Origin of the sequence: Butyricimonas sp. Marseille-P3923 (assembly GCF_900184685.1) — a bacterium.
In the GTDB taxonomy this organism is placed as follows: domain Bacteria; phylum Bacteroidota; class Bacteroidia; order Bacteroidales; family Marinifilaceae; genus Butyricimonas; species Butyricimonas muris.
Genome location: NZ_FXXL01000006.1, coordinates 271,737 through 285,821, shown reverse-complemented (window position 1 = coordinate 285,821; position 14,085 = coordinate 271,737). Strand labels below are relative to the sequence as shown.

Below are 14,085 nucleotides of genomic sequence, written 5' to 3'. Positions count from 1 at the left end.
GAAATGAATGGTGTAGAATATGATTTTGTTCGTCGGATTAACGAAAAGGAGGAACGGGCGTTTCATGAGATGTTCATGAAATTCCGGTCTTATCTTGTCATGTTTGCCATGCGTCGGGTGGGACAGCAGGAGGTGGCAGAGGATATTGTGCAGGAAGTTTTTATTTCGGTGTGGGAGGGTAAGAAAACGTATAATTCTTATCATGGTTTCAAGGCTTATCTTTATGATCTGGTGCAAAACAGATGTTTCAATTATTTGAAACACAAGCAGGTGGAGGATAGATACTTGTCTTACGCTAAACAGGTAGGGGAAGAGGCAGAAGAGAGTTATAATTTGCTTCAAGAGGAAGTGTATCGTGAATTGTACATTGCCATTCGTGCGTTACCCGAGAAGTGTCGTGCGGTTTTTGAGTTACATCTGGAAGGGAAAAAGAACGAGGAGATTGCCGAAATCTTGGGTATATCTGTTCTAACAGTCAAGTCCCATAAACAAAATGCCCTTCGTTGCTTGAAAGAGTACATGGGGAATTTATTCCTTTTGTATATGTTTATGCGAGAGATTTGATTTATTCCTAAAAATTTTTGAATTTCTTTTGCTACTTTTTATACCTCTTGTTGTATATGAGGTAAATTAATAGACGTCATGTACACGAGTGAAGGAAATATTATTCAATTAATTCGGAATTGTTTATTGGGTGTGCTTTCTTCGGAAGACCGACATAAGTTGGATGTATGGTTGGAGGAGGAGCGGGAAAATCAGCTACTTTTTGAGAAAATCAAGAAGGAATTGAGTTTAGGAGCGGAAGTGGCTGTGTTTAATAAGTTGAATGACGAAGAAGCATGGTTACAGTTCAAAGAATTGAGAAAACGTAAGAGTAAGCTACGGATAATAAGGCGGATGTTGTGGTATGCTGCCGTAATAATGCCTTTGACTTTGGGCGTTTTATGGTTTTGGGATGTAAATTTTCACGAAGAGAGAGAAGCGGCTTCTGGCATGGAGAGCGTGATTCAGCCGGGTGTTTCCAAGGCAACTTTGGTCGCGGCTAATGGAGAGGTGTACGAGTTGAGAAAGGAGGTGCATCAGGAAGAGATAAAAATGGGAAACGGGCTTGTCGTGAAACGTGAAGAAGGGAATTTGATTTATGATTCAACGATGATAGTGGAAGAGAGGACAATGATAAACACGTTAAAAATTCCCCGGGGAGGAGAATTTAAAATTACTCTTTCTGACGGGACAAGAGTGTACTTGAATTCCGCGACCGATTTGAGGTATCCGATGGTGTTCGATCAAAAAGAACGAAAAGTTTATCTTTCAGGAGAGGCTTATTTTGAAGTAAGCAAGGACGAGAGTAGACCTTTTTATGTCGTGGCGGATGACGTGGTGATTCGGGTGTACGGGACAGAGTTTAACGTGAATACGCATTTGGAACGGGGAGTACAAGCTGTGTTGTTGAGCGGAAAGGTGGGAATCCGCGATAAACGGCATGGAGATGAAATAATCATGAAACCGGGAGAGTTGGCTTGCGGAAACAGAAAGGACGGGGAGATTACATTGAGGAAAGTTGATGTACGTCAATATGTGGCTTGGAAAGACGGGTATTTTGCTTTCGAGAACGAAACATTGGAGCAAATTATGAGTACGCTGTCTTTATGGTATAACGTGGATGTTTTTTTCCAAGCCGAATCTGTAAAAAAAATGATTTTTACCGGCTATATGAAACGATATAGCGAGATAGACGAGATTTTGAGAGCAATCACGGATGTCGTGGGAGTGCAATTTTCTATAAATGACCGAACGATTGTTGTATCGAAATAAAAACGGAAGGTGTTGAAGGCCTCCCGTTGATTCTACCCCATAGGCCCTTGTTGGAGTTGGGCTTTGGGAATGTTGAACTGTTTAATTTACAAATGTATGAAAAAAAATCGATTATGCTATCGATTGAGTCGAGAGCATGTGAAAAAAAAATGGATGATTATGAGATTGTGTTTCTTGTTAATTTGCGGTTTTACCTTTTCTCTTTCCGCTAATTCCTTGGCACAACAGGAAAGAGTAACGTTAAATCTGAAGAATGTTACGGTAAAAGTATTGCTGGATGAAATTCAGAGACAAACCAAACTGTGTTTTATCTTTAATCCGCTACAGACGGATCAATTGGGGAAATTATCGTTACAAGTAAAGAATGAAACGGTAGAGGAAGTTTTAAGACGTGTTTTGAAAGATACGGATTTAACTTTCAAGTTTCGTGATGAGCTTATAATAATCACGAGGAAGGGGGAAAAAGATGACGAGAAGAAAGAGAAAACAATTGTAGCTCAGGGAATAGTGAAGGATACGAAAGGGATTCCTTTGCCGGGAGTAACGGTGATGATTAAAGGAACCTCGCTAGGTGTTGTTACTGATGTCAAGGGGGCATTTAAAATAGCATTGCCTCAAGATACTGTAACCCTCGTTTTTACTTTCGTGGGAATGAAAACCCAAAGTGTGAAGCTGAAAGCCGGCGAAGAGCGCAAAGATTTGAATATCGTGATGAAGGATGATGAGCAGAAGATCGATGAGGTGGTGGTTACCGGATACATGAATATCAAGAAGTCCAGTTTCACGGGGAGCGCTACTCACGTGAAAAAAGAGGATATCATGAAAGTGGGGGCTTCAAACGTGATTGATATTTTGCAGGTGTTCGATCCTTCTTTGCGTGTGATGAGGAATAACGATATGGGGTCGGACCCCAATACGTTGCCGGAATTTTATGTACGAGGTCGTTCAGGAATTTCTAATGTAAGAGAGTTGGATGCGTTGGAAGCGGAAGATGTGTCAAAGTATGCTTTAACCAATAATCCGAATACACCGATTTTTATATTGGATGGTTTCGAGGTTTCCGTGCAGAAGATTTATGACATGGATCTTAACCGTATTAAGGATATCACAATTCTAAAAGATGCTGCTGCCACGGCTATGTACGGTTCCCGCGCTTCTAACGGAGTGATTGTGATCGAAACGGTGGCTCCAAAACCGGGCGAATTGACAGTGAATTACAATGGTAATTTAGAGATTACGGCTCCTGATTTGAGCAGTTATAACTTGATGAATGCTAAAGATAAATTAGCGGCAGAAGTTGCTGCCGGTTTATTTGAACCGGAAAATGCAATTTCTTATGAAAGTAGCTGGGATAGTTGGTGGAGAAGTGCTTACAGTGCTTATATCAAAAAGTTGAATTACGTGTTACAAGGAAAGGATACCTATTGGTTGTCACAACCATTGCAGACGCAGTTTAATCATAAACACAGTGTGTACGTGGAGGGAGGGGCTGAGAATATTCGTTTTGGAGTGGAGTTGCGTTACGATAATCAAAACGGTGTTATGAAGGAATCTTATCGCGATCGTATTGGTGCCGGATTGACATTGGATTATCGTTGGAAGGGTTTGCAAGTGAAAAATCAAGTGAATTACAACGTGATGAAGAACGAGAATTCTCCTTATGGTTCTTTTTCCGATTATTCCCGTAAACAACCTTATGCTTATTGGTTGAATGACGATGGTTCATGGGTGGAATTGATTTCTAACGGGGCAACTTCTGTTAAGAATCCGTTATATGAAGCCAAGCAGGGAAATTTCAGCAAGAACGGATATAAGGAGTGGACGAATAATTTGTCTGTCAATTGGTTCTTTAATGATCATTGGATGGTTAAAGCCCAAGTGGCGGTTACTTTAAATGACGCTTGGACGGAAAATTTTACATCTCCAACTTCGGGTACTTATACTGAACGGGGGCAGTTATTCAGTAAGGGTGAATTGATAAAAACCGAAACGAAAACTAATAGTTGGGACGGGAATGCATTTCTTTCTTACAATCGTTCGATAGGAATACATAATATAAACTTCTCTGCCGGTACAAATATTAAATCAACGAGTACGAAGTATATTTATTCTCATTATCGTGGTTTTCCGGATGCGGACCATCATTCCGAGGCATACGCTTACGAGATCGTGAAGAAGCCCACGATGTCGGATAATGAAACGCGTTTGTTAGGAGGATTTGCGATTTTGAACTATAGTTTGAATGATATCTATTTGTTTGATGCTTCTTATCGTTTTGACGGTTCTTCCGAGTTCGGTACAGATCGTAAATATGCTCCTTTCTGGTCGTTGGGAGCGGGATTGAACATTCACAATTATCAGTATATGCAAAAGTACGGCTGGTTGAATAATCTGAAAGTTTCTGCCAGCGTAGGAGAAACCGGTAAATCAAATTTCCAGCCTTATGTAGCTCGTAATACGTTGAACGCGATGTTGGATGACTGGTATCCAACCGGAATCGGAGCTTCTTTGGTGGCGATGGGAAATGAAAACCTGACGTGGGAAAAATTGTTGACGTGGAATTTCCGTGCGGATATCGGGTTGTTCAATCGGGTGATGATAAAGTTTGATTATTATATCAAGAATACGAAAGATTTGGTGACAGAAGTTTCTTTGCCGCTTTCTTCCGGGTTCTCGGTCTACACGGATAACATTGGGGAAGTCGAGAACAAGGGATTCGAGGTAGATGTGAATTGGCGCGTGTATTCTACGAAGGATTGGGATGTTTCTCTTTTCGGAAACTTGGCGCATAACAAGAATAGATTGAAATCTATTTCCGAAACATTGAAACGATATAATGAGCGGATTGATGAATTTTATGCCGGGTACAAAGAGATCGCGGAAGGTTCGAAAATGCAAACGATCATGAGTACCATAAAGAAAAACGAACCGTATATGAAGCCTTATATGAAGTATGAGGAGGGAAATTCGCTGACGGCAATCTATGGAATGAAATCTATCGGTATAAACCCGGCGGACGGACAGGAAATCTACGTGAAACGTGATGGAACTTTGACTTATGATTGGTCTTCTGCCGAACAGCAGAAAGTGGGGGATTCGGAGCCTTGGGCGCAAGGTGCTTTCGGTGTTAATTTGCGTTGGCGAAATTTCACTATGTACACGACGTTCCTGTATGAATGGGGTGGAGATGCTTATAATAGTACTTTGATCAGTAACGTGGAGAATGTGGATTTGAACGCTTATAATGCTGATTACCGGGTGGTGTTGGATAGATGGCAGGAGCCGGGAGATGTGAGTCCGTTAAAGGCGTTGAAGGATCGGTATAATGTGACTCGTCCGACATCTCGTTTCGTGCAGAAAAATAATTTCGTGAACTTCAATTCCTTGTCTTTGAGTTATGACTTTAATCGCGAGTTAATCCGTCGTGTGGGACTGAGTACATTGAAATTGCAATTTAACATGAAGGATATCGACACGTGGTCGACCATCAAGCAAGAGATGGGGTTGTCTTATCCGTTTGCCCGGACGTTTACATTTACGTTGAATGCTAGTTTCTAACTAAAACAAAGAGAGAAATGAAAAAGTTAATATATCTGTTATTATTATTGCCTCTAGGTTTCTTCAATTCGTGTGATGAGTTCCTGGATGTATCTTCCAAGCAGGAGATGCTGCAAGATGAAACTTTTGAATCGCAAAATGGTGTTCATATGTACGTGAACGGGGTTTATCGTTTGTTGTCTGAAACTTCATTATATGGACGGGAATTAACATGGGGGGTAGCGAGTGTGTTGGGAAATAATTACAATTCTACCTCTTCAAGTAATTTGGGTACGAACTATTATAATGTTTCTAAATACACGTGGGAGTATTCGGGGGTACAAACAATTATGACTAATATTTGGGCTAAAGGATACAATGTGATTGCTAATTGTAACAATATTATTCAAGAGATTTCCAAGAAAGACACTTCCTTTTTCGAATTTGGAAGTATGGAGAAGAATATGATTTTAGGTGAGATGTATGGCATTCGTGCCATGATGCATTTTGATTTGTTACGTTTGTTTGCTCCTGCTCCGGTGACGAACCCGACAGGGTTAGCAATGCCTTACGTGACCACTTATCCGGATCATCAGCCTGAACACAAGAGTGTGAATGATGTGCTTGCAAGTATTATTGCCGATATGGAGAAAGCAAAAGGGATTTTGGCCCCGGTGGATACTATTTTTTGTTTGAGTTGGAACCAAAGTACTTCCGGACGGATCTACCAGTCGAGCACGTATTCATCCGCTCCGCCTAATGATTTTGTAAGTTATCGGGGAATGCGGATGAATTATATGGCGGCTACGGGATTGTTGGCACGTATGTATCTTTATAAAGGGGATTATGACAAGGCTTATGAACGTGCGCTGGAAGCATTGGAATTTGTTAATGCCGGGTGGTATCGTTGGACAAGCAGTAGCTATCAATATTCATCTAATGCAGCCAGCCAATATCCTAAACGTTTTGACGAGTTATTACTTTGTTTTTCCAATAACAATAGCTATGATAACTGGGAAGCTTATACGACGGGTTCTTATGCCAACTGTTTTGTGATGAATGCTAATTACTTGGCATCTCTGTTTAAGGGAGATGAGGATGATTATCGTTTGCGCGGTATGTATGGAACAAACGGTGTGACCGGTCGGTACAACAATAATAAGCGTTGGTTGGTATGGGAACGTCCGCAATCCACTTCATCTTCGGTGTCTGCCTCTGTGAGTGATCAAGGTCCGCTATTGCCGTTATTGCGTTTTTCTGAATTGTATCACATTCAATTGGAATGTATGTTGCTGCACCGTAATGAACGACGTGAAGCCATTGAATTGCTGAATACCATGCGTGCAAAGCGAGGGTGTAAGTTGAATATTGAACAAGAGACGACAAAAGAGGTATTGCTTGAAATCTTGTATAACGATATTATTCGAGAAACCTTGACAGAAGGGCAAACCTTTTTTATGTTCAAACGATTGAATCGGGATATTTATAACGGAGCTACTAATATAGAGATGAAACCTGAAAATTGGTATGCACCGCTTCCTGATGGCGAAACTTCATATTTATAATAAAATAAAAGTGTTATGAGAAAGTATTTGATTTATATTTTATTTTTATCGTTTTCGTGGAGCGTGAGCGGGTGTTCCGAAGATGATATTAAGTTATATAGCGACAAGGATTATATCCTGTTCACGAAATATATTCAAGATTCCACCAGTTTCTCTTTTCTTGCTTATCCTAACGTGGAACAAGCAGAGTATAAGTTGGAAGTGAAGTTGATAGGACTTCCCTCAGACAAGGATCGGGAATACAAGATTTCCGTGATGAAGGATTATACTGATACTCCGGATGGTACTTATATATTACCGGAAAAGTTTGTGATGGAAGCCGGTCAAGTGGTGGATACTTGTGTGATTGTTTTTAAAAAGACACCGGAACTCTCTAGCGTAGCCCGTCGTTTGACGTTGTGTCTGGAAGAAACTGAAGATTTTGCTTTAGGGCAAGCAGATCGTTTAGTGGCAATTATCAACGTGTCGAATATTATATTTAAACCGGATTGGTGGAACTCTACCGTGGTAAAAACTTGGTTGGGTGAGTATTCTGATATGAAGTACGAGTTATTTATCAAGATAAATGACGGAAAAGTAAACGTGAATGTTAATGATGCCAACGAGATTCGAACCTGTACACTGAAACTGAAAAACTACTTGAAGCAGATGGCGGAGAATGATCAGACCGTGTACGAGAAGGATGGTACCGAGATGAAGGTCGCTTATATCGGAGGTTAATTTTAAATAGGAAGATATGAAAAAGATAACGAAGTATATGCTATTATGTCTGATCGTCTTCGCGTTCGGGGCATGTTATGAAGATAAGGGTCATTATGATCATATTTATTCGAACATTGAAAAACTTAATTATTATTCGAAACAGAATGTGTCTACGGTGACGTTGGGAGATACGGTAAAAATTTTCCCCACGATTACATGGGTGAATCCGGAAGTTGATACATTAGCTTATGATTATTTTTATGTATTTAGTGGAGATACAATTTGTAGAGAACGGAATCTGATAATTGTTCCCGATGAAGTTGGTTCTTTCACCGGTTACTTGATAGCGCAAGAACGTGCCACGAAACTGATGACAATGGTGAGCGTGAGTTATACCGTGAATTCACGTTTCAAGACCGGTTGGTTGATCTTGTCTGAAAAGGAGGGAAGGACGGCTTTGTCAATGCTTATTCAAACCCGGAATTATTATAATCTGGATGAAGGAGATGAGGGGTACGTGGATTACGAGGATGGTGATATCACGGAAAGTGGAGAGGTGTATGGCGGAGGGTATTTGTGTTCTTGGGAAGATGGTATTGATCTTTATCAAGAATTGCACCCGGATAGTCCGTTGGGTAGTAAACCGGTTTCCGTGGATATGGGTTGGGTCGGTTACAGTAATAATTACGCTGAGATCGTGGTAATCCAAGAGAATGGTGATAATTGGGTGTTGAATGCAAATGATTTTTCTAAATATTATGCTTTTAATGAAGATTTCGGTTCCGGGGTTGCCAGAGCTTTTGAACCGGTTCAGTTTATCGATGCGCTGACTTCTCACTATATGGTCGGGAAAGACGGATCTATTTATTGGAGAAAAATCAATGCATCAACAATGGATTCAAGACAATGCCGTTGGGAGAATCTGCTTTATTTCGGTAATAATGGGAAAATCACGAAAATATTTGATACATGGATCTATAAATTGGGAGCGATGCTGGTATATGATGAAACAAATAAAGCTATTATACCGGTTACTACGGTTGCACAAACTAGTGAATCTGCAGCGGCTCGTCTTTTGGATATAACTTATGGAGAAACGATACCGGATGGCTTTGTACTACTGGGGAATACCGGCGAGTATACTCCGGTTTATGTGGCTAGTATAGGATCATCCAGTGATTACAATTCATCGACACTATTTATGCTGTTGAAAAAGGGAGATAAACTTTATTCACAACAGTGCTATGCTTACGTGGATTATTATTCCGGTGTTTTTAAGATTTCTAAAATGCAGGCACCCGTAGAATTCCCAGCTGATGGTAAAGTGAATGAAAATTCAATTTACATGAAATGTAAATACGATAGTGATTATATGTTTGTGGCAGAAGGTAGCAGGTTGTATTTCTATGAAATGAGTATTCCGGAACGAGGTTTGAGATTGTTCAAGGATTTTGGTTCTAGGATTACAAGTGTTACTGAAAATCCGGCGAGTTGGATGATAGGTGTGGCGTTGGAAAATGGAGAGTTCCACTTGTTGGGTACGTACGATCGTTTCTTTACAGGAGAAGGTTTGGGAGAGCAAGCGACTTATCACGTGACAAAAGGTTTGGGTAAAATTACGGATGTCGTTTGGAAACCTAGTAGTTATACCGGTTGGGCTTTCGGTTACAATTACTAGTATTTGGAAAATGTATTGTGTGTGAAATTTAAATATGTGAATTAAGATTTATGGAAAAACCAATTGTAAAAATTGAAAATGTTTCTCATCGGTATAGTGTACAATGGGCAATACGGGATATTAATTTTGAAATACCTACCCGGGGAATTTATGGATTGCTGGGTTCAAACGGTGCGGGGAAGTCAACATTGATGAATATTCTTTGTGGCGTGTTGAGACAAACTGAAGGAGATATTTTTATAAAGGGAATAAATACAAAAGAAAATTCCGTTGCGGCGAAGCGTTTGATGGGTTTTTTACCCCAGAAACCTCCTTTGCATATGGACTTGACGATAGAGGAGTTCCTTTATCATTGCGCGGGAATTCGACTTATGCCTGATAGCGAGATTCCGGGAGCGGTGGAAAATGCTTTAACTGAGTGTGGGATATTGCATTTCCGGAATCGCTTGATTCGTAATCTTTCGGGTGGTTACCAACAACGGGTGGGTATCGCTCAAGCAATTATTCATAGTCCCGAGTTGGTTGTATTTGATGAACCTACAAATGGTTTGGATCCGAATCAAATTCTTGAAATCCGCAATCTGATAAAAAAGATTGCGGAGAACAGAACTGTAATTCTTTCAACCCATATGCTTACCGAAGTGCAAGCGATATGTAATCATATTCTTATGGTGGAAGAAGGTCATATGGTGTTCTCGGGTAGTGTGGATGAGTTTGACAATTACATTACCCCGAACACCGTATTCGTATCTTTACTTGATGCTCCGGCCCCGGAAGTGTTGATTGAAGTTCCCGGGGTAACAAGAGTGGAAGAGTTGGGGGGAACGAAGTTCCGGTTGATAGCCTCGGACGTGAATGATGTTATCGAACAAATGGTGGAATATAGTTATAAAAATGCTTGGCGTTTGAACGAGATACGCGTAGAGAAAAGTTCGCTTAATGCCATTTTTGCAGAATTGTCTAAAAAATCAAAGTAAAGGAAGAAATATGAAAGCTATAAAAAGAATTGCCCTGACGGAATTGCAGACTATGTTTTATTCACCTATAGCATGGTTCATCTTGATTATTTTCACGTTTCAGGCCAGCATGACGTTTGTGAATGCGTTTGAGGGGTATGTCGTTTCTCAAGAATTGGGACGTTACGTTTATAATGTGACCATGGGGACTTTTACCAGTCCTTGGCGTGGGGGATTGTTTCCCGAAATTCAAGGGTATTTATACTTGTATATACCTTTATTGACCATGGGTATCATGAGTCGGGAGTTGAGTAGTGGATCAATCAAGTTGCTTTATTCGTCACCAGTGACGAATTTTCAGATTGTTATCGGGAAATTTATTTCAATAATGATTTATGCGCTTGTGATGATTGCGGTACTTGGCCTGTTCGTGATTTATGGTGTATGTTTCGTGCATGAATTTGATTTACCTCCGGTATTGGCAGGGTTGCTAGGGCTTTACCTGTTGATTTGCGCGTATGGAGCTATCGGGCTTTTCATGTCATCCTTGACCTCTTATCAGGTGGTTGCAGCGATGGGTACCTTTGCGGTATTTGCCGTGTTGAATTACGTGGGCGGTATGTGGCAGGATATCGCTTTTGTGCGGGATATCACGTATTGGTTATCAATTCGAGGGCGTTCAGGTGAATTTATCAACGGTTTGCTTTGTAGCGAAGATGTAATTTACTTTTTGGTTGTTGTCGTTTTGTTTCTGACTTTTACTGTAATCAGGTTGACCGTGATACGTAAGAAAAAAAGTTGGTTCGTTAGTACTTCTTGGTATTGCTTGGCGATATTGATTGCTGTGTCGATTGGGTATTTGAGTTCTCGACCTACATTCATGTGTTATTATGATGCTACGCGGACTAAAGTAAATACCTTGACTCCGAATAGTCAGGAAATCGTGTCCAAGATGAAAGGGAATTTGACAATTACCACCTATGCCAACGTGTTGGATGAAGATCGATTTTTGTGGTATGGCTTCCCGAAAAGTGAGTTGAGCGATATCAAACGTTTCAAGCAATATACTCGTTTTAAGCCGGATATCAAGATGAGATATGTCCGTTATTATGCCAAAGGAAATAACGAGAAGGAGTTGAATAAGCGTTATCCTACTTTGAATGATCGGGAGAGGATGGTGAAAATTACCCAGAATTATGGTGTAGACTCTTCTATTTATCTTGATGTGAATGAAGTGAGCAAATTGGAAGATTTGTCGGGTGAAAATTATCGTTTCGTGCGGGTATTGGAAAGAGAGAATGGGCAGAAGGCATTTTTGCGTATTTATGATGATATGTATGTGTTCCCGTTCGAGACGGAAATCACCGCGGCTTTTAAACGATTGGTGATGGATTTGCCGCAAGTGGGATTCGTGGAAGGACACGGAGAACGTGATTGTATCAAACAAGGCGATAGAGATTATAATCGTTTTGCACAAGATAAGCCTTTCCGCTATTCTTTGATTAATCAAGGTTTTGATTTCAGACAAGTTACTTTAGACGAAGAAATTCCTGAAGATATCAATATTTTGGTTATCGCGGATGTGAGGGAGGTTTTGCCGGAAGCACATCGGAAGAATTTGGATGCTTATATTGCCCGGGGAGGGAATCTTTTGATAGCGGGAGAACCTAAGCGTCAGAAGTACATGAATCCTCTTGTGGAGCAATTCGGGGTTCGTTTTATGTCGGGACGTTTGGTGAGTCCAAGTGAGAATTTTCAGTCGGATTTTATCATGTCCAAGGTAACAAAAGAGGCAGCCGAGTTTTCTTACCAACTAAAAGACATGTATAGATATGGATACGTGGCAACGATGCCTTCTACCGTGGGCTTGGATTTATCCGGAATACCGAATAGCGGTTTCAAGGTAACAGTATTGTTAGTTACTGATTCACTGAAAACCGTTTGGAATGAGGTTGAAAGTACGGACTTTGTAGATGAAATACCTGTGATGAATCCGGATAAGGGGGAGGTCGAATTGAATCAGGTTCCAACTATGGTTGCTCTTTCTCGCGCCGTGGGGAACAGGGAACAGAAAATTATTATCTTGGGAGATGCGGATTGCTTGAGTAACGGAGAGATCAGTATTTCTCGTAATGGGGTAGAAGCATCCAATTATTCTTTAATTACTTCCTCATTCTTTTGGATGTCAGATGGAGAAGTGCCTATTGATATTCGTCGTCCGAAACTCCCGGATAATAAAGTCTATGTTACCAAAGGAGGAATGACTGTAACAAAGATTTTGTTTATGGGAGTAATTCCATTGGTATTGATCTTATTTGCGATCTTGATATGGATTAGAAGAAGAGGACGTTAATGTTTGAAAAGTGATAAAAAGGCTACCTTATTCTCTGGAGAATGGGAATAAAGGTAGCCTTTGTATCTCTGATACTCAATTATTGCCATTTAGCAAATTGTATGCTTTTTCGGGAATGAACAACTTCTTTTGAATGATATGATAAGCGATACATACGGCAGCCCCCGTGACAATCCACGAGATGGGATAGATGATCATTAGGGTTTCGAAGGTGGGAAACAGAGGACAGATGACGTACACCCAGAATAAACGCAACACGCAGGTGCCGAATACCGTGAGTATGGCGGGTAGCATGGAATACCCCAGTCCCCGGAGGGCCGCACCTGCTATCTCGTAGGAACAGGCGAGGCTTTGTGTTAGCAATACGATTTCCATGCGAAGGGTGGCAAATCGGAATACTTCGGGACTGGAGGTGAAGATTCCGATAGCGAGTTCTTTTTGCCAGACAAAGAATCCGTTCAGGATGGCGCAGGAAGCAACGCTTAGTAACATGGTCTGGCGGAATACTTTCTTGCAGCGTTCGATTTGTCCGGCCCCGTAGTTTTGACTGATGAAGGTGACGGTAGCTTGGCTGAACGCACTGACCACGAAGTAGCAGTAATATTCATAGGTAAGGGCTGCGGCAGAGCCGGCGATGGCATTTGAACCGAAGCGGTTGATGGCGGCTTGAATGAAGATATTGGCAATGGAGAATACCATACCCTGTACCCCCGCGGGGACGCCAATCCGGAGCATTTTTCGTAATTCGGGACGGGATATTTTGATGTGTTTGCCTTCCAGACGGAAAGGCTCTTTCTCGTGTAAAAGGATGTAGATGATCATGCCGGCGCAAAACATATTGGATACGACTGTGCCTATGGCAACCCCTGCGACACTCATTTTGAAGACGATGACTAATAATAAATTTAATGCCGTGTTGATGAGTCCGGCAATGATAAGACAATAGAGAGGGCGTTTCGTGTCGCCCATACTGCGAAGAATGGCAGCGCCGAAGTTGTAGATCATGAAGAAGGGCATCCCTAGAAAGTAGATACGGAGATATAGGACGGCTAGGTCAATAACATCATCGGGAGTGTCCATCATTTCCAGGATAGGTCGGGCGATGAGCAATCCGACCGCGAGTAATAGTACGCCACTTGCTAGCGTGACCACGGAAACGGTATGTATGGCATTTTTGATACCGCGTTGATTCTTTTGTCCGATATAGTTCGCGATAACGACACTTGCCCCAACGGATATCCCAACAAACAGGTTTATCATCAGGCTGATAACCGAGGCGTTGCTTCCTACTGCTGCAAGAGCCTGACTGCTGGCAAACTTCCCGACAACAGCTACATCCACCGAGTTGAACAATTGTTGCAGGATACTACTTGCTGCCAATGGCAGTGCAAACAATAGAATTTTGTTCAGCAAGCTGCCGTGCAACATATCCATACGAACAGTTCCTTGTGGTGATTTATCTTGAGAGCGCATGATGAA

9 protein-coding genes are annotated in these 14,085 nt (G+C 41.3%); 8 read left to right on the top strand and 1 reads right to left on the bottom strand.

The window, feature by feature from the left end; all coding sequences use genetic code 11:
• Positions 1-3: 3 nt before the first annotated feature.
• From CS948_RS07130 to CS948_RS07095, 8 genes are all read left to right on the top strand, one after another.
• The gene (locus CS948_RS07130) at positions 4-564 is read left to right on the top strand and encodes an RNA polymerase sigma-70 factor (protein WP_099291027.1); all 561 of its coding nucleotides are present in this window, start codon (positions 4-6) and stop codon (positions 562-564) included.
• 78 nt (positions 565-642) lie between these two features.
• Positions 643-1,815 carry a FecR family protein gene (locus CS948_RS07125; RefSeq protein WP_099291026.1) on the top strand — a complete coding sequence of 391 codons (1,173 nt, stop codon included), beginning with the start codon at positions 643-645 and terminating at the stop codon, positions 1,813-1,815.
• 96 nt (positions 1,816-1,911) lie between these two features.
• Entirely contained in the window at positions 1,912-5,373 is a 3,462-nt protein-coding gene (locus tag CS948_RS07120; protein ID WP_255301896.1) for a SusC/RagA family TonB-linked outer membrane protein, read from the top strand.
• Positions 5,374-5,390: 17 nt separating this feature from the next.
• Positions 5,391-6,917, top strand: a complete 1,527-nt coding sequence (locus tag CS948_RS07115) for a RagB/SusD family nutrient uptake outer membrane protein (protein ID WP_099291025.1) — start codon at positions 5,391-5,393, stop codon at positions 6,915-6,917.
• Positions 6,918-6,932: 15 nt separating this feature from the next.
• Positions 6,933-7,637, top strand: a complete 705-nt coding sequence (locus CS948_RS07110) for a DUF4843 domain-containing protein (protein ID WP_099291024.1) — start codon at positions 6,933-6,935, stop codon at positions 7,635-7,637.
• Between the two features lie 16 nt (positions 7,638-7,653).
• A complete protein-coding gene (locus CS948_RS07105) occupies positions 7,654-9,297 on the top strand; it encodes a PKD-like family lipoprotein (RefSeq protein ID WP_099291023.1) in 1,644 nt (547 codons plus the stop codon).
• A gap of 50 nt (positions 9,298-9,347) precedes the next feature.
• On the top strand, positions 9,348-10,274 hold the full coding sequence (locus CS948_RS07100) for an ABC transporter ATP-binding protein (protein ID WP_099291022.1): 927 nt from the start codon (positions 9,348-9,350) through the stop codon (positions 10,272-10,274).
• A gap of 10 nt (positions 10,275-10,284) precedes the next feature.
• Complete coding sequence (locus CS948_RS07095) at positions 10,285-12,606, top strand: Gldg family protein (protein ID WP_099291823.1); 2,322 nt, start codon at positions 10,285-10,287, stop codon at positions 12,604-12,606.
• A 75-nt stretch (positions 12,607-12,681) separates the two neighbouring features.
• Here the strand turns inward: CS948_RS07095 and CS948_RS07090 are convergent, their stop codons facing one another.
• On the bottom strand, positions 12,682-14,079 hold the full coding sequence (locus CS948_RS07090) for an MATE family efflux transporter (protein ID WP_099291021.1): 1,398 nt from the start codon (positions 14,077-14,079) through the stop codon (positions 12,682-12,684).
• Positions 14,080-14,085 lie beyond the last annotated feature (6 nt).

Coding starts and splice junctions, on each gene's coding strand:
- CS948_RS07130 (WP_099291027.1), top strand. CDS start 4: ATGAATGGTGTAGAATATGATTTTGTTCGTCGGATTAACGAAAAGGAG.
- CS948_RS07125 (WP_099291026.1), top strand. CDS start 643: ATGTACACGAGTGAAGGAAATATTATTCAATTAATTCGGAATTGTTTA.
- CS948_RS07120 (WP_255301896.1), top strand. CDS start 1,912: ATGAAAAAAAATCGATTATGCTATCGATTGAGTCGAGAGCATGTGAAA.
- CS948_RS07115 (WP_099291025.1), top strand. CDS start 5,391: ATGAAAAAGTTAATATATCTGTTATTATTATTGCCTCTAGGTTTCTTC.
- CS948_RS07110 (WP_099291024.1), top strand. CDS start 6,933: ATGAGAAAGTATTTGATTTATATTTTATTTTTATCGTTTTCGTGGAGC.
- CS948_RS07105 (WP_099291023.1), top strand. CDS start 7,654: ATGAAAAAGATAACGAAGTATATGCTATTATGTCTGATCGTCTTCGCG.
- CS948_RS07100 (WP_099291022.1), top strand. CDS start 9,348: ATGGAAAAACCAATTGTAAAAATTGAAAATGTTTCTCATCGGTATAGT.
- CS948_RS07095 (WP_099291823.1), top strand. CDS start 10,285: ATGAAAGCTATAAAAAGAATTGCCCTGACGGAATTGCAGACTATGTTT.
- CS948_RS07090 (WP_099291021.1), bottom strand. CDS start 14,079: ATGCGCTCTCAAGATAAATCACCACAAGGAACTGTTCGTATGGATATG.